This window comes from Gramella sp. AN32 (assembly GCF_023718305.1).
In the GTDB taxonomy this organism is placed as follows: domain Bacteria; phylum Bacteroidota; class Bacteroidia; order Flavobacteriales; family Flavobacteriaceae; genus Christiangramia; species Christiangramia antarctica.
On record NZ_QEYO01000002.1, the window covers coordinates 341,729 to 359,119 of the forward strand.

The 17,391-nt window shown below is 37.9% G+C and carries 20 protein-coding genes; 6 read left to right on the forward strand and 14 right to left on the reverse strand.

Annotation, left to right across the window (positions count from 1 at the left end):
* The first annotated feature begins 45 nt into the window (after window positions 1-45).
* Both DHD80_RS04055 and DHD80_RS04060 read left to right on the forward strand, forming a co-directional pair.
* A complete protein-coding gene (locus tag DHD80_RS04055; protein ID WP_251739833.1) occupies window positions 46-513 on the forward strand; it encodes a CBS domain-containing protein in 468 nt (155 codons plus the stop codon).
* Between the two features lie 32 nt (window positions 514-545).
* A complete protein-coding gene (locus DHD80_RS04060; RefSeq protein ID WP_251739835.1) occupies window positions 546-1,646 on the forward strand; it encodes an ATP-grasp domain-containing protein in 1,101 nt (366 codons plus the stop codon).
* A 106-nt stretch (window positions 1,647-1,752) separates the two neighbouring features.
* On the opposite strand, the gene DHD80_RS04065 is transcribed toward DHD80_RS04060, so the two are convergent.
* From DHD80_RS04065 to DHD80_RS04085, 5 genes are all read right to left on the reverse strand, one after another.
* Window positions 1,753-2,070, reverse strand: coding sequence for a gamma-glutamylcyclotransferase family protein (locus DHD80_RS04065; protein ID WP_251739837.1), 318 nt, complete (start codon window positions 2,068-2,070; stop codon window positions 1,753-1,755).
* Window positions 2,071-2,090: 20 nt separating this feature from the next.
* Window positions 2,091-2,507: a DUF4174 domain-containing protein gene (locus tag DHD80_RS04070; protein ID WP_251739838.1), complete on the reverse strand. Its 417-nt coding sequence runs from the start codon at window positions 2,505-2,507 to the stop codon at window positions 2,091-2,093.
* A gap of 46 nt (window positions 2,508-2,553) precedes the next feature.
* Window positions 2,554-2,901, reverse strand: a complete 348-nt coding sequence (locus DHD80_RS04075; RefSeq protein WP_251739840.1) for a hypothetical protein — start codon at window positions 2,899-2,901, stop codon at window positions 2,554-2,556.
* Between the two features lie 104 nt (window positions 2,902-3,005).
* Window positions 3,006-3,722, reverse strand: coding sequence for a hypothetical protein (locus DHD80_RS04080; protein WP_251739842.1), 717 nt, complete (start codon window positions 3,720-3,722; stop codon window positions 3,006-3,008).
* Window positions 3,723-4,045: 323 nt separating this feature from the next.
* Entirely contained in the window at window positions 4,046-4,915 is an 870-nt protein-coding gene (locus tag DHD80_RS04085) for a restriction endonuclease (protein ID WP_251739843.1), read from the reverse strand.
* Window positions 4,916-5,140: 225 nt separating this feature from the next.
* Between DHD80_RS04085 and ssb the strand changes: the two genes are divergently transcribed.
* Window positions 5,141-5,473, forward strand: coding sequence for a single-stranded DNA-binding protein (gene ssb, locus DHD80_RS04090; RefSeq protein ID WP_251739845.1), 333 nt, complete (start codon window positions 5,141-5,143; stop codon window positions 5,471-5,473).
* A gap of 71 nt (window positions 5,474-5,544) precedes the next feature.
* Here ssb and DHD80_RS04095 read toward each other — a convergent pair whose 3' ends face one another.
* From DHD80_RS04095 to metG, 4 genes are all read right to left on the reverse strand, one after another.
* A complete protein-coding gene (locus DHD80_RS04095; protein WP_251739847.1) occupies window positions 5,545-7,317 on the reverse strand; it encodes a sodium:solute symporter family protein in 1,773 nt (590 codons plus the stop codon).
* Between the two features lie 27 nt (window positions 7,318-7,344).
* A complete protein-coding gene (locus tag DHD80_RS04100) occupies window positions 7,345-7,602 on the reverse strand; it encodes a DUF4212 domain-containing protein (RefSeq protein WP_251739934.1) in 258 nt (85 codons plus the stop codon).
* A gap of 100 nt (window positions 7,603-7,702) precedes the next feature.
* A complete protein-coding gene (locus DHD80_RS04105; protein ID WP_251739849.1) occupies window positions 7,703-8,605 on the reverse strand; it encodes a histone deacetylase in 903 nt (300 codons plus the stop codon).
* A gap of 147 nt (window positions 8,606-8,752) precedes the next feature.
* Window positions 8,753-10,819, reverse strand: a complete 2,067-nt coding sequence (gene metG / locus DHD80_RS04110) for a methionine--tRNA ligase (RefSeq protein ID WP_251739865.1) — start codon at window positions 10,817-10,819, stop codon at window positions 8,753-8,755.
* Window positions 10,820-10,941: 122 nt separating this feature from the next.
* On the opposite strand from metG, the gene DHD80_RS04115 reads away from it, so the two are divergent.
* On the forward strand, window positions 10,942-11,526 hold the full coding sequence (locus tag DHD80_RS04115; RefSeq protein WP_251739866.1) for a hypothetical protein: 585 nt from the start codon (window positions 10,942-10,944) through the stop codon (window positions 11,524-11,526).
* A 7-nt stretch (window positions 11,527-11,533) separates the two neighbouring features.
* On the forward strand, window positions 11,534-11,893 hold the full coding sequence (locus tag DHD80_RS04120; protein ID WP_251739867.1) for a YraN family protein: 360 nt from the start codon (window positions 11,534-11,536) through the stop codon (window positions 11,891-11,893).
* A gap of 164 nt (window positions 11,894-12,057) precedes the next feature.
* On the opposite strand, the gene DHD80_RS04125 is transcribed toward DHD80_RS04120, so the two are convergent.
* The 3 genes from DHD80_RS04125 to DHD80_RS04135 all read right to left on the reverse strand — a co-directional run bounded on the left by DHD80_RS04125 (window position 12,058) and on the right by DHD80_RS04135 (window position 15,692).
* A complete protein-coding gene (locus DHD80_RS04125) occupies window positions 12,058-14,127 on the reverse strand; it encodes a M13 family metallopeptidase (protein ID WP_251739869.1) in 2,070 nt (689 codons plus the stop codon).
* Between the two features lie 431 nt (window positions 14,128-14,558).
* Complete coding sequence (locus DHD80_RS04130) at window positions 14,559-15,095, reverse strand: nuclear transport factor 2 family protein (protein ID WP_251739870.1); 537 nt, start codon at window positions 15,093-15,095, stop codon at window positions 14,559-14,561.
* 30 nt (window positions 15,096-15,125) lie between these two features.
* On the reverse strand, window positions 15,126-15,692 hold the full coding sequence (locus tag DHD80_RS04135) for a hypothetical protein (protein ID WP_251739871.1): 567 nt from the start codon (window positions 15,690-15,692) through the stop codon (window positions 15,126-15,128).
* Window positions 15,693-15,842: 150 nt separating this feature from the next.
* On the opposite strand from DHD80_RS04135, the gene DHD80_RS04140 reads away from it, so the two are divergent.
* The gene (locus tag DHD80_RS04140; protein WP_251739872.1) at window positions 15,843-16,802 is read left to right on the forward strand and encodes an NAD-dependent epimerase/dehydratase family protein; all 960 of its coding nucleotides are present in this window, start codon (window positions 15,843-15,845) and stop codon (window positions 16,800-16,802) included.
* 59 nt (window positions 16,803-16,861) lie between these two features.
* Here DHD80_RS04140 and DHD80_RS04145 read toward each other — a convergent pair whose 3' ends face one another.
* Together DHD80_RS04145 and DHD80_RS04150 are read right to left on the reverse strand one after the other, a co-directional pair.
* The gene (locus tag DHD80_RS04145; protein ID WP_251739873.1) at window positions 16,862-17,056 is read right to left on the reverse strand and encodes a cold shock domain-containing protein; all 195 of its coding nucleotides are present in this window, start codon (window positions 17,054-17,056) and stop codon (window positions 16,862-16,864) included.
* Between the two features lie 87 nt (window positions 17,057-17,143).
* Window positions 17,144-17,383 (reverse strand): hypothetical protein, encoded by a 240-nt coding sequence (locus DHD80_RS04150; protein WP_251739874.1) that lies wholly within the window; start codon window positions 17,381-17,383, stop codon window positions 17,144-17,146.
* Window positions 17,384-17,391: the final 8 nt, after the last annotated feature.

A 17,391-nucleotide genomic window follows, 5' to 3' on the forward strand; every position in this document is an offset into this window, starting at 1 on the left:
AAAATCCTTATATTTAAAAGCTTAGCAATCAAAATATTATAAGTTATGGGTATCAAGAGTTTTATGGGAAAGCGGGCAGCATCAAAAAAGTCATTTCAAGAACCCATTTTGGTGAAAGATTATATGACTTCTAAACTTGTGACCTTCAGGGAGAAAGATCATATTATGGATGTGATGGAAAAACTGGTGAAGAACGGGATTTCCGGTGGATGTGTGGTGAATGACAAACATGAACTTGTCGGAATTATTTCTGAAGGTGATTGTATGAAGCAGGTTTCAGATAGCCGTTATTACAACATGCCCATGAGTGATTCTTTTGTGGAAAACCGAATGAACCGCAATGTAGAAACCATCGATGGGAATATGAATGTCTTGGATGCAGCGAAGATCTTTATTGAAAAAAAGTTCCGAAGGTTTCCGATTGTTGAGAATGGGCGGTTAATTGGGCAAATCAGTCAGCGTGATGTGTTAAGGGCCGCACTAAAATTAAAGGGTCAAAACTGGCAATATTAGGAGTTGTGCTTAAGCGGAGCAAAACGAAAAAATTGCCAGGAAAGAAAAATATTGCAATTTTATTTCAAGCACAGAAACCCCCGATCCAAGATGGAATTCAAAAACCAATGAAACCAGGTGGATATTCTGATAGCGGAGCGGATATTGCTTTTTCTTTGAAAAATATCAACCTATCCATAATCACTCCGGTTAAAAATCCTAATGTAAAAAATGACTATGATTGGGTTTTTCCAGATACGGAAAATGGTATCCAATCGGCATTAGATAAAGGGGCAACTATATTTTGGTTAAATACCGTTTTATATAAAAATCATCCAATAGAAACCTTTTTTGATGGAAAAATAGAAATAGTTGGTCAACGTCCAAAAGATGTAGATTTATTCGATGATAAATGGAGGACAAATCAATTATTAAAAGAACAAAATTTACCCATTCCCAGAGCAAAGGTTTTTTCAAAAAAGAACTTAAAGAATAATAAATTTGATTTTCCTTTTCCAATAGTAACAAAACCTATTAGAGGTCGAGGCAGTCAAGGTGTATATGTTGCCCAAAATCAAAAAGAATTATGTCAACTCATAAACGACTTAATCGATTCAAATAAATATGGCAAGGAAGTCTATATAGAAGAATATTTGTCCGGTCAGGAAATTACAATAACCGTGATGCCTCCGGGAAAATATATTTTTACAAACAAGGAAAAAAGAATTCATTCTTATTGGAGTTTGCCGGCTATAAAAAGATTTAATCACCATAATGGAATTGCTCCATATAATGGAACTGTTGCAGTAATTGAGAATAGTTCGATTTTAAATGATGATGAATTACAACAAGATGAAATCAAAATAGTATCAAAACATTGTGAAAATGCAGCAAAAATCATAAAAGCAAAAGCACCGATTAGGATAGATTGCAGGGCAAATGACAAAGGGGACTACTTTATTTTTGATTTAAATATGAAACCTAATATGACGGGATCTTCAAGACCACATCGAAAAGATCAAGATAGTTTAACTTCCTTAGCCGCAAGAAAAATTGGTTGGAATTACGAACACTTATTGATAAATATATTAGAACAAAAATGGATTACGCCAGCTGCCAACAAAGATGGTTTTCAGCAAATAGCAGGTATTTGAACAAAAAGTAATATTTTAAGACACCAAGTAACAAAACAACTTGGCCGACACAATCCCGATAGCTTTCGGGAGTGTTCTTACACGCCTTGCGATAACCAAGACAGAATCAATCCACTATAAAGACTTTGGCTTTTGTACCACATTCCAAGGTGGCTTCGACCAAATTATAATCATCCCCCTCATAATCAGTAGCTATTTCCATTTCGTCATCGCTTATGTCGTAAACATAACCGAAAACCTTGTCAGTGTCATTTTCAGAAATACGAATTGCCGGATAAATACTTCCCGTCTCGTTTCTGGGTATGGTAATTTTCCCTAAATGATATCCTTTAAGAATGGCCGGTTTGCCCTTGAGAATTTTTCCGAAGAGTTTCTGTTGAAGTTTTTCGTCCTGCAGGGTCCCGTATGCAAATAACTTTGGCATTTCTTAATTTATAGTTATTATTATTGGCTTTTCATTTCGGCCTGTCTCATAGACATTGAATCAATAGTTCCAAACAGTTCTTTAAGATTGAGGATTTGATTTTTCTTCAATTTCACTTCACCATCCAGGCCAATCAGCAACACCTGAAAATCCTGTCTTTCATTTAATTCAGAATAAATTGTAGAACTTTGGATTTCACCTTTTTCTGGTAAAATTTCCTGTTGAAATCCTGGAGTCGCCAGGATGATCTTTAAGTTACGATCTTTTAAACCTTTTATATCTTTTGCTAAAATCGATCTTTGATCTTTTACATTTGAATTAGCTGCATTTTCTGCTATGATAATTAACAGCCTGTTTTCCCATCTCTCCTTGGAAATATTTTGCGCATCCATCATTTGAAAGCTAAATAGCGTTAAAAGTAAGATACCTAATTTCATATTGGGAATTTAAACAAGTTTTCCCATTAGGCCTCTCAAAAAAACGCTAATTTCTTCTAACTAAAGCATAAATATCATTTTCGAGTTTCAAGTATCCCTGATCGTAGACAAAGAAATACTGTTTGCCATTTTTGGTGATGTAAATACTTGTAACAAACTCAAAATTCAGGCCTTTGGAAAGCAGTTTAGATTTAGGAACGGTCGTCTTGTCGCCGGGATTTAGCTCCTGAAGAATTCTGTAATTGCGGCGCAGCGCGTTATTTGTATTCCTGATAAGATTTGTAGCATCTTTATTTGCCTTATTATGGAAGGAATTCCGGCAGTAATCGCTACAGAACTTTTTATCTGTCCTGCCTTTTATTTTTTCGCCACATTCAGAACACAATTTTTCCATGATTAAATATAATCAAAAATGGATTTATCCCTGTTTCAGCTTTATAAGTTTAGATGAATTTGTTGTGAAAAATTATAGTCCCATTAAATATGCTGAACAACAATTTAATGCGGTTCTACTTTATAAAATTTAGTATATATTTCTTTCTTCTGGGAATCGAGTTCGCACCGCGAATTATAAAAGAAGATTTTACTTACCGGGATGATATTTTTCAACTTAAAAATTTCCCTTTCTATAGGTTCATCCAGATATTCTTTGAACCTTAAATCTGAAATTCCGTTACCCATATTCTTTTCTTTTTTCCATTCTGCATAGGCTGTAGGATGAGTAAGTAAGGGCATATGATTTTCAGTTCCTTTTTTCTGTCTATACCAGCTGCGAACCAGGTTTAAATTCTTCTCGATCCCGGGTGATTTATGTTTAAAAACATAAAATTCTCCAGGATATGATTTTAGAAGTGTATCCTTAAAATGATGATAGGCATATTCCTTAGTCCTGAATTTAAAATAATTCTTTGCGCTACTCAGATTTTTGCAGAACATTTCAAAACGATCTTTTTCATAAATATCTTTAGCCTGAATTTTATAAAAACCCATAATTTTATCGTGGTGTAAAAATCTTATTTCGATAGAATCATGGTTTACAATACGTAAATCGGCAAAATAGCTGTTATCTTTAGAATTGGTTAGGAAAAACCTTTCCTCCATTTCTTTTCCTTCAGCATATTGATATTCATAATGTAGTAAATGGTCAAAAGTATAGCTTACATTTTTTGTACTGGTATTGAAACTTAGCAAGAAAGCTATTAAAAAATATGGCAAAGACTTCGGTTTTGTCCAAATTTACAAATTTCCTGCCTTTCATTTTATGTTAGGATGAAACAATATGGTTAGCAATTAAAGACACATCATTTGCTTTTTTTTTATAGGCGGCTCCTTATTAATTACCACCAGATTTTGATTGAAGTCTTAAATCCCATTTAGGATAGAAATCTTTATAGAGTGCACTTTCGATCTATAACGACAAGTGGCGCGGGGTATGGACGAGAACTTGTCGGCTTTGTTGGTTTTTACTTGGTTTCTAAAATAGCACTTTTCACCAGATTGCCCGTTATTTGCGATGAACTTTGTTACCTTGCGTTTTCTTAGATACTCTTGAAAAAATCTGGTTTTATTTTTACATCTTCAACCATTTCTATTGAAACGCCTAAGCCCAATTCTTTAAGTTTTTCTGCAAAGTCATTTCCATCTATTAGGTCAATTGGTATTGCACCATCTCTAGTTGCTTCTTTCTTCGCTTCTCTTGTAAAACTTCCTGTGGTTAGAATTAGTCCTTTATCAGCTCTTCCACTCATTGCACCTCTAAAATCACGTATTACGGAAGGAGACACAGAACCTTTATATCTTTTTGCCTGGAAAACAACGTGAAATGATAATACGCTTCCAATTTTGTAAATACCTTTTCCATCGATTCCGCCATCATTAGTGCGTCCTGTTACTTCAACATTTACAAATCCTAACTCCCTTAAAAGTCTTTGACATAATCTTTCAAATTGATCAGGACTTATTTTTCTTATAGTTTGAATTAATTTATCCTGCCAACTAAATTCCTCAATTTCGTTAGTTGTATTTTCTAATTCAGGTTCATTATTTTCTTTATTTTTTGTTGTTTTCTGGCTGCGTTCTTCTCTATCAATTTTTACAACTGCTTTTTTTACTTTTTCTTGGTCAACTTTGTCTATTTTTTGTCCTTTGTCCGTTAATGCCCAAACTCCTCTTGAAGAGTTTTCCACTAAACCATATCTTTTTAAATAATTTCTGGCCCAAGCTAATCTATAAGCGAGTTTTGTAGTGCTTTCTCTATGAATTTCGTTGATAGCATCCTCATTTAAATTCAAAATTTGAATAACTTCTTCCTCAATTTCACTTATAGAACCAGAACCTCCTAATTCTTTCAAGGCTTTTAATACAGGATTAAATAAGTCGTCGTATTTATATTTAAAGTTATGATCCATAAATTTTGTTTAAAAATGCAAGATAACTCCTAATATACTAACAAATATTTTATTGCTGCTCCTTGATATAGTTCCCCAAAATAAAGCGATCAGTCATTTGCAAACGTTTACAAACGCAAGTAAACGTAAGCAAATATTTTGGATACGAATAACTTAAAAAACTTAGCGCAGATTTGTCCTGTTGAAATGAACGAATGATTTTCAACTGCAATAAAATCTTTAGTTATGAGCACTTTAAGAAACACAGTTCAATTAATTGGTCACGTAGGTAACGATCCTGAAATCCTCAATTTAGATTCCGGTAAAAAGCTGGCCAAATTTTCTGTAGCCACCAATGAGAGTTATAAGAACGCGAAAGGGGAAAAAATTACCGATACACAATGGCATAATATTATTGCCTGGGGAAAAACAGCCGAGCTGATTGAAAATTATGTCCCTAAAGGAAAAGAAGTGGGTATTGAAGGGAAACTAACCAGCAGAAGTTATGAAGATAAAGATGGGATTAAACGTTATGTGACTGAAGTGGTTTGTAATGAAATTCTTTTATTAGGAAAATAATAAGTCAGTTGGATCAAAAAAACCTGAGAATTAATTAACGATCCCGCCAATATGGATTGGCGGGATCGTTTTTAGTGACTTTGGGCTTCTTTCACACCACTGGGAATGCGAATATCTTCCACGATTTCCTGGACGTGTTGAGGTGGGGGAGTAGTAAATCTTGAAACTACCATGGCCAGCACAAAATTGATCAGCATAGCAACCACGCCAAAACCTTCAGGAGATGTTCCCAACCACCATTCACTTTCGGGTAAGGGTTCCAGAATACCAATAAGACCGGTTTTAAAGCGAATCATATAAAAGAGCATCAGGCTTATGCCCACCACCATTCCGGTGATGGCACCCTGTTTGTTCATTCGTTTATCAAAAATCCCCAGCACGATTGCGGGAAAAAACGAAGCTGCGGCGAGACCAAAAGCCAATGCAACCACTGCAGCTACAAATCCCGGCGGATATATACCGAAAATTCCGGCAATGATAATGGCTACAAAAATACTAATCCGGGCCACCATCAATTCCCCTTTGTCTGAAATATCTGGTTTAAGTTGTTTTTTGATAAGGTCATGGGAAACCGAGGTCGAAATTACCAATAGCAATCCTGCGGCAGTAGAAAGCGCTGCGGCCAGCCCCCCTGCAGCTACCAGCGCAATTACCCAATCTGGTAAACTGGCAATTTCAGGATTGGCTAAAACCATAATATCACGGTCTACATATAATTCATTTCTTTCTGAAGTGGCATTGGAAACCAGGCGTTCCCCATTTTCCCCCCGATCACCCGTGTAGAGTGGTTTACCATCGATAGCTTCAGAGTTTACATACTGAATCCTTCCATCTTCATTTTTATCTGTCCAGGAAATAAGTCCTGTATTTTCCCAGTTTTTAAACCATTCCGGCAAATCTGAATAGCGTTTTTCGCTTACCGTATTGATCAAATTTGTTCGGGCAAAAACTGAAACCGCCGGAGCAGTGGTATATAAAATTGCAATAAAAAGTAAGGCATATCCGGCAGATTTTCGTGCATCTTTTACTTTGGGAACCGTAAAAAACCGAACGATCACATGGGGGAGCCCTGCAGTTCCAGCCATTAAAGCTAGGGTGATGGCAAAGACATCCCAGGTAGATTTTGATCCATCTGTATATTCCTTAAAACCAAGCTGAGTATGTAAAGAATCTAATTTATCCAGCAAATAAGTTCCATCTTCTAATGTGCCACCCATCCCGATCTGCGGAATAGGATTTCCCGTCATTTGTATAGAAATAAAAATTGCCGGAACCATAAAGGCAAAGATCAACACACAATATTGTGCCACCTGGGTATAGGTAATTCCTTTCATTCCGCCCAAAAGGGCAAAAACCAACACAACGGCCATACCTATTAATACACCATAAGTAATATCTACCTGAAGAAATTGTGAAAAGACGATTCCTACCCCGCGCATCTGCCCCGCAACATAGGTAAAGGAAACAATGAGCGCGCAAATAACGGCGATGGTTCGGGCGGTATTAGAATAATAACGGTCGCCAATAAAATCGGGAACGGTGAATTTTCCAAATTTCCGAAGGTAGGGCGCTAAAAGTAAAGCCAGTAAAACATAGCCGCCGGTCCAACCCATCAAATACACAGAACCGTCATAACCGCTAAAGGAAATAATTCCCGCCATAGAAATAAAGGAAGCCGCGCTCATCCAGTCAGCTGCGGTGGCCATTCCGTTGGCAAGTGGCGAGACTCCCCCACCGGCCACGTAAAATTCTTTAGTAGAACCTGCCCTGGCCCAAATGGCAATCCCGAAGTAAAGCGCAAAGCTTACGCCAACAAGGATCCAGGTCCAAATTTGTACATTCATAAATTGTGATTTTTAAATAGGAGGGTTCTACTCAAGATAACCGTGTTTCTTATCCAACTTATTCATAAGCCTGATATAAATAAAAATGAGGATCACAAAAACATAAATCGAGCCCTGTTGGGCGAACCAAAAACCGAGTTTAAAACCACCAAGTTTAAATTGATTCAGATAATCTTTAAAAAGAATCCCGGCAGCAAAGGAAACGAGAAACCAAATACTTAACAAAATTGCCAGGTATTTCAAGTTGGTTTTCCAGTAAGACTGGCTATTAGATTTTTCGCTCATCATTCTAAGATACAATTTTCAATTAATTATGATGAAAATAGGGAGAAAATATAAAATTTTGTTTTTCATAAAAATGAAGCTTCCTTATTAAAGCAATACTCTAAAAATAAATTTCCTGAGCCAGGCGATAGGTATTTGCATGTGCTTCTATGATCACCTTAATATCTTCGGAATAACCGCCGCCCATACTACATTGTACAGGAATTTGAAGGTCGTGGCAGGTTTGCAAAACGAAGCGATCCCTTTCCTTACAACCGTTAGTGGTACAACCTAGTTTTCCCAGTTTATCTGATTCCAGAATATCTACCCCACTCAGGTAAAAGATAAAATCTGGTTTTTGTTGATCGATTAACTTCGGAAGGGTGGATTTCAGGATCTTTAAATATTCTTCATCCTGAGTTTTATTTGCCAGGGCAATATCCAAATCTGAAATTTCCTTTTTAAAAGGATAATTTCCCTTCCCATGCATGGAAAAAGTAAATACCGAAGCATCCTTCTGGAAAATTTCTGCCGTACCATTTCCCTGATGTACATCAAGATCTACAATTAAAATTTTCTTCGCCAGTTTTTTATGCTGGAGATATCTCGCAGCCACGGCCTGGTCATTGAGTAAACAAAATGCTTCCGCGCTATTGGAATAGGCATGATGCGTGCCGCCGGCAATGTTCATGGCGATGCCATTTTCAAGGGCAAGACCACAGGCTTGAATGGTGCCGTCTACAATAATTTGTTCGCGATCTACCAATTCCCGGGAAAGGGGGAAACCTGCTTTGCGCATTTCTTTAGAGGAAAGTTCGAGATTGCGCAGTCTATTAAAATATTCCTGGGTATGAACCCTAAGGATATGCTCCGGATCTGGAAATTCTGGCTTAAAAAAATTATCATCTTTACAGGTGCCTTCATATAAAAGTTGCCTGGGCAGCAACTCATATTTTTCCATGGGAAACCGATGCCCTTCCGGTAACGGATGTTTGTAAATAGGATGAAAAGCGATTTTAAGCATTCTTAATTAAACCTGTTATTAGAAGGTAAGCAGTATGCTTCTTGCCACGAATGCACGAATATTTTTTTTCTCTCCCATTCCTATTTCAGGTTTCCTTACTATTTTACCAGCCTCCAGCCTCCAGCCTCCAGCCTCCAGTCTCCATAATCAGTTTATAGTAGTCCCATCATTCACGTTGGCTTCATCAGGATTTACAAATACCAGTTTGCCTTCCGCATTTTCGGTCATCAGGATCATGCCCTCGCTTTCCACGCCACGTAATTTTCTCGGGGCCAGATTTGCCAAAACGGTTACTTTCTTTCCAATGATTTCTTCCGCTTTAAAATGTTCGGCGATCCCGGAAACAATAGTTCGCTGGTCGATTCCCGTATCCACTTTTAGCACCATCAGCTTTTTGGTTTTCGCCATTTTTTCAGCTTTCAGGATAGTTCCCACGCGCAGGTCCATTTTAGTAAAATCTTCAAAAGTGGCGATATCCTTTTGTGGTTCAGCTTTTTGGTTTTCCATCTCGTTCGCGGTTTTGGTCGCTTTTAGTTTTTCCAGTTGCTTTTCGATTTCTTCATCTTCGATTTTGCTGAAAAGCAATTCGGCTTGCCCAATCTTGTGTCCGGCTTTAATTAATTCAGTAGTCAAAGAAACATCGCCCCATTTGCCATTTTCAACATTTGCATTGTTCAACATTTTTTTCAATTTCGCTGAAGTAAAGGGTAAGAAAGGTTCGCTAAGAATAGCCAGGGCAGAAGCGATCTGTAAGGCGACAAACATGACCGTTTTCACGCGTTCGGGATCGGTTTTGATCACTTTCCACGGCTCTTCATCAGCCAGGTATTTATTTCCCAAGCGGGCTAAATTCATCAATTCCCCCTGGGCTTCCCGAAAGCGATATTTCTCAATAGAACTTGCGATCACCGCAGGATAGGCTTTTAATTCTGTAAGTGTTTTTTCATCAATTTCGCTAAATTCATTGGGCTTGGGAATTTCCCCATCATAATACTTACTGGTAAGCACCACCACCCGGTTGATGAAATTCCCAAAGATAGCGACCAGTTCATTGTTATTCCTGGCCTGGAAATCTTTCCAGGTAAAATCATTATCCTTGGTTTCCGGCGCATTCGCAGTTAAAGCATAACGTAACACATCCTGCTGCCCGGGGAAATCTTCCAGATATTCATGTAGCCAGACCGCCCAGTTTTTAGAAGTGGAAAGTTTCTTTCCTTCCAGGTTGAGAAACTCATTAGCGGGCACATTTTCAGGTAGAATATACTCTCCATGCGCTTTAAGCATCACCGGAAAAATGATACAATGAAAAACGATATTGTCTTTCCCGATAAAATGGATCAATTTCGTATCCTCATTTTTCCAGTAAGTTTCCCAGTTTTTTCCGGTTTCCTTCGCCCACTCTTTAGTAGAAGAAATATAACCAATAGGAGCATCGAACCAAACATATAAAACCTTTCCTTCAGCACCTTCAACCGGCACAGGAATTCCCCAGTCTAAATCACGGGTTACCGCTCTGGCGCGCAATCCATCATCAATCCAGGATTTTACCTGTCCGTAAACATTCGTTTTCCAGTCGGCTTTGTGGCCTTTAAGGATCCATTCTTTTAGCCAGTTTTCATATTGGTCTAAGGGTAGGAACCAGTGTTTGGTTTTCTTTAATGTGGGAACGGCTCCGCTAATTGCCGATTTTGGGTTAATGAGGTCTGTTGCATTAAGGGAAGTTCCGCAGTTTTCACACTGGTCGCCATAGGCTTCTTCGTGCCCACATTTAGGGCAGGTTCCGGTTACAAAACGATCAGCCAGAAATTGCCCGGCTTCCTCATCATACAATTGCATGGTAGTTTCTTCAACAAATTTCCCATCTTCATATAATTTTTTAAAAAATGCTGAAGCTGTTTCATGATGCGTTGATCCTGAAGTCCTGGAATAATTGTCGAAGCTTATTCCGAAGTCTTCAAAAGATTTTTTAATAATTCCGTTGTATTTATCTACCACATCCTGCGGAGTAATACCTTCTTTTTTCGCTTTAATGGTTATGGGCACGCCATGCTCATCACTACCACAAACAAAAGCCACATCGTTTCCCTGCATACGCTGAAAACGGGAAAAAATATCGGCTGGCACATAAACACCGGCTAAATGCCCAATATGAATAGGGCCGTTAGTATAAGGTAAGGCCGCGGTAATGGTATATCTCTGAGTTTTTTGGCTCATTATGGATCAACTTTTTTAGAATCAGCAAAGTTAAGCAAAGGCTCGTGAATACGCGTTAAATTCTTGTAAAAGGCTCTGTTCAGGTTAGGGAAGTAGTTACTTTTACTGTCAAAATTGAGGTTATGAATAAATTTATGATGTTTTTGAGTCTTATTATTCTCGCAGGTTGTAGTGGAACGAAAACTACTTCAAAATCGAATGCAAAATCATATAGCATTGAGAACCTGGAGAATTTAAATTCAGAAGAGATAAAAAGTATCTATGCTGATGCCAATATTCAGGAAGCTTCGGAAATGTTTGAGGAAGGAACTACGCAAAGACCTTATTCCATTTTATACCCGGATACGGAAAATGAGTTGATGCTTATTTGGAAGAATAAAGAAAAAGATCAAATCTATGAGATTCGTACCAAAGGAAACGGTAAATGGGCCTCTAATACGGGCATTAAAGTAGGTGATTCTTACCAAACTTTAGTGGAGAAGAACGGAAAGGATATTTCCTTTTATGGATTTGGCTGGGATTACGGAGGAGCAGTGCTTTGGAATGGAGGAAAATTAGAAAACAGCGGACTACGAGTATTTTTACAGCCGGAAGCGACCCCACCATCGAAATTTTATAGTGATAAAATAGCAAAAGCGACCGCGCAGGAAATTCAGGATATGAATTTAAAAGTTGCTTCCATTGTCATAAATTATGCTTCAGAATAGCATAAAAATGGCAGAACATAATCGATTAGGCAAAAAAGGGGAGAAGCTGGCCGCAGAATATTTACAGTTGAAGGAATACGAGATTCTGGAAAAGAATTTTCGCTACCAGAGAGCTGAAATTGATCTTATCGCCAGGCGGGGAAATATTTTAGTTGCTGTTGAAGTAAAGACCCGAAGCACTTCTGAATTTGGAAACCCCCAGGATTTTGTGAAACCAAAACAAATCCAGCAACAGGTAAAAGCAATGAATTTTTATGTGGAAAATAATAATTTAGAGGTTGAGGTCCGTTTTGATATTCTGGCGATTGTTCAGAATAAAGCAGGTACTAAAATAGAGCATATCCAGGATGCTTATTTTTATTTTTAAGCCCTTATAAAAGAAGCTGTCTCAAAAAGATAGTAGGCCGTCATTCTGAATTTATTTCAGAATCTCATTTAGTAAAATTTACTTTTTGATTCAGACCCTGAAACTAGTTCAGGGTGACGTTTTAAAATATTTGTGAGACAGCTTTCATTTTAAAATCTGTAAGATTACCAGATTCTTACTCTTTTATCTGGCTCGATATACATGGCATCTCCTTCCTGAATATCAAATGCTTCGTACCAGGCATCAATGTTTTGAAGCGGTACATAAGCCCTGTACATTCCGGGAGAATGAGGATCGGTTTTTATTTGATTTTTCATTGCTTCATCCCTCATTTTGGTTCTCCACACAGTTGCCCAGGAAAGGAAGAAACGTTGCTCCGGGGTATAACCATCAATTTTGCCGGGATCTCCATGTTCAGCAAGGTGAAGCTGAAGTCCGTCATAAGCGGCGTTTACTCCTCCAAGGTCGCCAATGTTCTCCCCTAAAGTATACTTCCCATTGATATAAACACTATCTAAAACTTCAATATTGCTGTATTGATCGGCCAAACTACCGCCAAGTCCTTCAAACTGCTCCAAATCTTTATCTGTCCACCAGTTGTTCAGGTTGCCTTCGGCATCAAATCGTGATCCGCTGTCATCAAAACCATGAGATATTTCATGGCCAATCACTGCACCTATTCCACCATAATTAACGGCAGCATCAGCCTTATAATCGTAGAAAGGTGGTTGTAGGATCGCGGCGGGGAAAACGATCTCATTATAACTTGAATTGTAATAGGCATTCACTGTTTGTGGGGACATAAACCATTCAGATTTATCTACCGGTTCGCCAAGATCTACCATATTTTCTGCGGTGCTCCATTTTAGAGTGTTCATCATGTTTTGAAAATAAGATCCGCCTTCTTCCGGTGCAACGATCTCAAGCTCAGAATAATCTTTCCATTTATCAGGATAACCAACTTTTACATTGAAGGTGCCCAGTTTTTCCAGGGCCTTTTTCTTGGTATCATCACTCATCCAGGATAAATTATTGATGCGTGTTTCGTAGGATTTTACGATATTATCGATCATTTCCTGAGCCTTTTCTTTCGCTTCGGCGGGGAAATGTTCTTTCACATATAATTTACCCAGTGCTTCGCCCACAACGCCATTTACTGAAGCTAAAGCTCTTTCCTTTCTTGGTCTTTGCTCTTTTGCCCCACGAAGCGTTTTATCGTAAAATTCCCAATTTTTAGTTTCTAATTCTGTAGTTAAAGCAGGAGCAGCATTATTGAACATCGTCCATTTTAAATAAGCTTTCCAGTCCTCAACATCATTCTTCGCCAGGATTTGCTGAAAGGCTTTCATGTATTTTGGTTCAGAAACAATAATACTATCCAGCTCTGTAGCCCCAATTTCATTGAAATAGGCTTTCCAGTCTATTGCCGGAACCATTTTTTGAACATCGGCCACGCTCATGGGATTATAGGTTACCCGGGCATCCCTTCTTTCAACTTTATCCAGCATGGGCTGAGCCAGGCTGGTTTCAAAATCGAGGATAGTTTTTGCTTTTTCATCAGCTTCTTCGTCAGAATATCCAATATAAGGAAGCATTTCCGAGATATATTCCTTGTATTTTTCGCGCTTGTCTTTAGAGTCTGAATCATCTGCGACATAATAATCCCTATCAGGAAGGCCTAAGCCGGAAGGAAAAAGATACGCAACATTCATGTTGCTGTCTTTTCTATCTGCCCTAACCCCAAAGGAGAAAAATCCCATGCTGCCATATTCGCTCATTTCCATAATGAACTTCTGCAGGTCTTTTTTATTCTGAATAGAATCGATTTTTGCCAAATATGGCTCAAGGGGTTTCACTCCCAACTTATTTCGGGTCACCGTATCCATGATACTTTTGTAGAGGTAAACAGCTTTTGCTTCATCGCTTGCAGCATCGAGGCTATCACTTTCCGCAGATTTTTCCAGAATAGCCAGAGCGTCATTATCGGTTTGCTTTCTCAATTCATTAAAACCGCCCCAACTGGTACGATCAGCAGGAATTTCCGTGCTATCCAGCCAGGTCCCGTTTACATATCTAAAAAAGTCCTCTTTTGGTGATACCGTGGTATCCATATAGGCAAGGTTAATCCCATGGATCTCTTCTTTTTGATCTTCTTTTTTATCATCGTCATTACAGGAAACCAAAACCGCTCCCATGGTGAAAACGCTAAAAAACAGCGTACTTATTTTTTTCATGTTTGTTTGTTTGTTTTTAATTACTACAAATTCCTTTTCAGGCGACCAAATATAATAGGTTTAAACCAAGTTTGATATAACTGTTAATAATTTGATTATCTATCTGTAAAGATTTCAAAATACATAAAGTCTAGGTTTAATAAGTCACATCGAGCGCAGTTGAGATGCTTTTTAGCCCTTCGACTGCGCTAACATTGACGTATTTTAATTTATTTGCGTATTAGAGACCCTGAACCCAGTTCAGGGTGACGATACTGATCTTAGAATTGCCGTCATGCTGACTTGTTTCAGCATCTCATTAGATAATCTAAAAATATGTCAATTTCCTGCGCTATATAATTTTTTTATCACTGGTCTCAGGGGGACAAACTTTTCGTTCAAACAAGCTGCAATTAATCTGATGGGCAGAAAATGGAAAAGAAATGAAAAACTTATTGTTCTGACTTCTGAAGGGCCGAAATAAGATTTTCGTCGAATTCTTTTTTCATTTTGGTAATCTCATCCACATTCTCATTAGGAATGGCGATAGAAAGTACATAATGCTGGATTTTCCAGGAATCACCATCCATTTTCATCACTCCGGAACCACGACAAATTCCCATTTGGGTACTTAATAATTCATCGAACCAGGCGATACCCCGGTTCAGGGAAACATAGATATTTCGTTCCAGTGGCGTAAAACTCCAGGCTTTTCCCTCATCAAAATAAGGTTTGGAAAATTTTTTAAAAGATTTCAAATCCCAGTTTTCCGTAGCATCGGTACCAATAAAGACGGCGTCTTTGGTCATGTAACCAAAATATTTTTTAAAATCTGCATCTGCTGCGGCTTTATGCCAGCCGTTTAGATTTTTAGTGATCTGGTTTTTTGAGGCCGCAATGAGTTTTTCAGTTTCTTTTACCTGAGCCTCAGCATTAAGGGTGAAGAAAAAACATCCTATAAGGGAAAATATAAACAAGAATTTTTTCATGTCCTGAAAATTTAAGGAAAAGATACGTAATTATTGTGTGATGGTATCTCCTATAGAATCACGCTCCATAAGTACACGCTCATTCTCTTCAAATTCATCCAGCTCTTTTTCAAATTCTTCAAGCGACTTAAGAAAGAGTTCATTCATCTGGATCTTTAAATTGTCGAATTCATCAATTAGGGAAGTGGCAGTTTTGCCAATTAATTCGGCATTCGGTTTTTGCTTGTTCGAATATTGCTTTAGTAACTGCGCTTTGGTATTTAGAACATTGAGCCTCGAGACTACCGGAACTGCCCTTAAACTATCGGGAACCGAATTCTTCAGTGAGGAAATGATCTGGGCGATAGCTTCGGAATTATTTACCACATTGCCTACGGTAGATTTTTTGATTCGGCTAATCTCATTTTCTGCAGTGATATATTCTACCCATCTAGCGGCAATCTTTTTTGAATCTGGAGATAATTGGATGCTATTCTCATGGACCTCTATCTCTTTCTGAAAACCTTCATTTACATCAGTCTCCTGATCTGTCTTGTCCACATCCTTTTTGCATGCCGAAAGGCATAAAACAATAAGTATCCAGATATAATTTTTCATAGTCGTGTACTAAGAGAAACAAAGGTATTGAAATATCCCAGATTGATTAAGTTTCGGCGCTTTGAATAATATTCAAAAATATCCGGCAGAGGGCTAAAACGATTAGGAATTCGTATTTTTAATTAAATATATTTGCACAAAATTTAAAAGATGACGGGAAGGATTTTGATCATTGGTGCATGCGGGCAAATTGGAACAGAGCTTACTTTAAAATTACGATCTATTTATGGTAATGCCAATGTGGTTGGCAGTGATATTCGTGAAGGTAACGATGAACTTATGCAAAGCGGGCCTTTTGAAATTCTTGATGCTACGAATGATGATGGTTTAAGAAGACTTGTTAAGAAATATGAGGTAGAGGAAATTTATTTAATGGCGGCCATGCTTAGCGCAACGGCAGAAAAATTTCCTATGAAAGCGTGGAATCTCAATATGAATTCTTTATTCAATGTTTTGAATCTGGGAAAAGAAGGGACTTTAAAAAAGATATTCTGGCCAAGCAGTATCGCGGTTTTTGGTTTAACCACGCCTAAAGAAAATACTCCTCAAACCACCATAATGGAACCAACCACGGTGTATGGAATTAGTAAACAAACCGGGGAACGATGGTGTGAATACTATCATTCCAAATTTGGTGTAGACGTTCGAAGTATACGTTTTCCCGGTATTATAAGCTACACGACCTTGCCCGGTGGAGGCACCACAGATTATGCGATTGAGATTTTTTACAAAGCCCTGGAAGAAGGGAAATACACTAGTTTTTTAAAAGAAAACGCAGCCTTACCTATGATGTATATGGAAGATGCCATAAAAGCTACCGTAGAGATCATGAAGGCTCCTTCAGAAAACATAAAGATCAGGTCTTCTTATAATCTTGGTGCGATCAGTTTTACTCCTGAAGTGCTTGCAAATGAGATTAAAAAGCATTTACCTGAATTTAAAATTGCTTATAAGCCAGACTTTAGGCAACATATTGCTGATAGCTGGCCTGCAATCATCGATGATTCTAAAGCACGTGAAGATTGGGGCTGGGAGCATGATTTTGATCTTCCCAAGATGACTGAAACAATGCTTGAAGGGATTTCCGAAAAGATGAAAACCCAAGCATAACTATTAGAAATGAAAAAAGCCGCAAGATGCAGCTTTTCTTACTTTTCAGAAAAAATATATTATTCGATCACGCGTACTTCAGTAGCGTTCACTCCTTTTCTTCCTTCTGTTTCTTCGTATTCCACTCTATCCCCTTCCTGGATAGTTTCACCGTTTAAACCGGTAATGTGTACGAAAATGTCTCTTTTGGTGTCGTCGTTGGTAATGAACCCAAAACCTTTAGATTCATTGAAAAATTTTACTGTGCCTTGCATAAAAAATAATAATTAATAATCACAAACATAATAGATAAAATTTAAGAAATAACTGAAAAACAAATTTTTTTATGGATAATTTTGGTTTTAGTCGATCTTTTTTTCTTTCATTTTTTTGAGATTTTCTTCGGATAAGGTGTAATCCTTCAGGCTTTTACCTTTCCACCTCACGTATAAAAAAATTGGCATCAGGATAAAAGCGCTGGCCAGAACAGCAATTCCAATAATGCGGTCCCCGGTTGCTTCATCATCGTTTATCCGGTAATAAAAACCAATAACAATGGCGATTAAGATGGAAATTCCCAGGATCTTCATGAAGGTTTTCATAATTCGAA

Excerpts from the sequence above, each read along its gene's own strand:
- DHD80_RS04055 (WP_251739833.1), top strand. The coding sequence starts at position 46 with ATGGGTATCAAGAGTTTTATGGGAAAGCGGGCAGCATCAAAAAAGTCA.
- DHD80_RS04065 (WP_251739837.1), bottom strand. The coding sequence starts at position 2,070 with ATGCCAAAGTTATTTGCATACGGGACCCTGCAGGACGAAAAACTTCAA.
- DHD80_RS04070 (WP_251739838.1), bottom strand. The coding sequence starts at position 2,507 with ATGAAATTAGGTATCTTACTTTTAACGCTATTTAGCTTTCAAATGATG.
- DHD80_RS04075 (WP_251739840.1), bottom strand. The coding sequence starts at position 2,901 with ATGGAAAAATTGTGTTCTGAATGTGGCGAAAAAATAAAAGGCAGGACA.
- DHD80_RS04085 (WP_251739843.1), bottom strand. The coding sequence starts at position 4,915 with ATGGATCATAACTTTAAATATAAATACGACGACTTATTTAATCCTGTA.
- ssb (WP_251739845.1), top strand. The coding sequence starts at position 5,141 with ATGAGCACTTTAAGAAACACAGTTCAATTAATTGGTCACGTAGGTAAC.
- DHD80_RS04095 (WP_251739847.1), bottom strand. The coding sequence starts at position 7,317 with ATGAATGTACAAATTTGGACCTGGATCCTTGTTGGCGTAAGCTTTGCG.
- DHD80_RS04100 (WP_251739934.1), bottom strand. The coding sequence starts at position 7,602 with ATGAGCGAAAAATCTAATAGCCAGTCTTACTGGAAAACCAACTTGAAA.
- DHD80_RS04105 (WP_251739849.1), bottom strand. The coding sequence starts at position 8,605 with ATGCTTAAAATCGCTTTTCATCCTATTTACAAACATCCGTTACCGGAA.
- metG (WP_251739865.1), bottom strand. The coding sequence starts at position 10,819 with ATGAGCCAAAAAACTCAGAGATATACCATTACCGCGGCCTTACCTTAT.
- DHD80_RS04115 (WP_251739866.1), top strand. The coding sequence starts at position 10,942 with ATGAATAAATTTATGATGTTTTTGAGTCTTATTATTCTCGCAGGTTGT.
- DHD80_RS04120 (WP_251739867.1), top strand. The coding sequence starts at position 11,534 with ATGGCAGAACATAATCGATTAGGCAAAAAAGGGGAGAAGCTGGCCGCA.
- DHD80_RS04125 (WP_251739869.1), bottom strand. The coding sequence starts at position 14,127 with ATGAAAAAAATAAGTACGCTGTTTTTTAGCGTTTTCACCATGGGAGCG.
- DHD80_RS04130 (WP_251739870.1), bottom strand. The coding sequence starts at position 15,095 with ATGAAAAAATTCTTGTTTATATTTTCCCTTATAGGATGTTTTTTCTTC.
- DHD80_RS04135 (WP_251739871.1), bottom strand. The coding sequence starts at position 15,692 with ATGAAAAATTATATCTGGATACTTATTGTTTTATGCCTTTCGGCATGC.
- DHD80_RS04140 (WP_251739872.1), top strand. The coding sequence starts at position 15,843 with ATGACGGGAAGGATTTTGATCATTGGTGCATGCGGGCAAATTGGAACA.
- DHD80_RS04145 (WP_251739873.1), bottom strand. The coding sequence starts at position 17,056 with ATGCAAGGCACAGTAAAATTTTTCAATGAATCTAAAGGTTTTGGGTTC.
- DHD80_RS04150 (WP_251739874.1), bottom strand. The coding sequence starts at position 17,383 with ATGAAAACCTTCATGAAGATCCTGGGAATTTCCATCTTAATCGCCATT.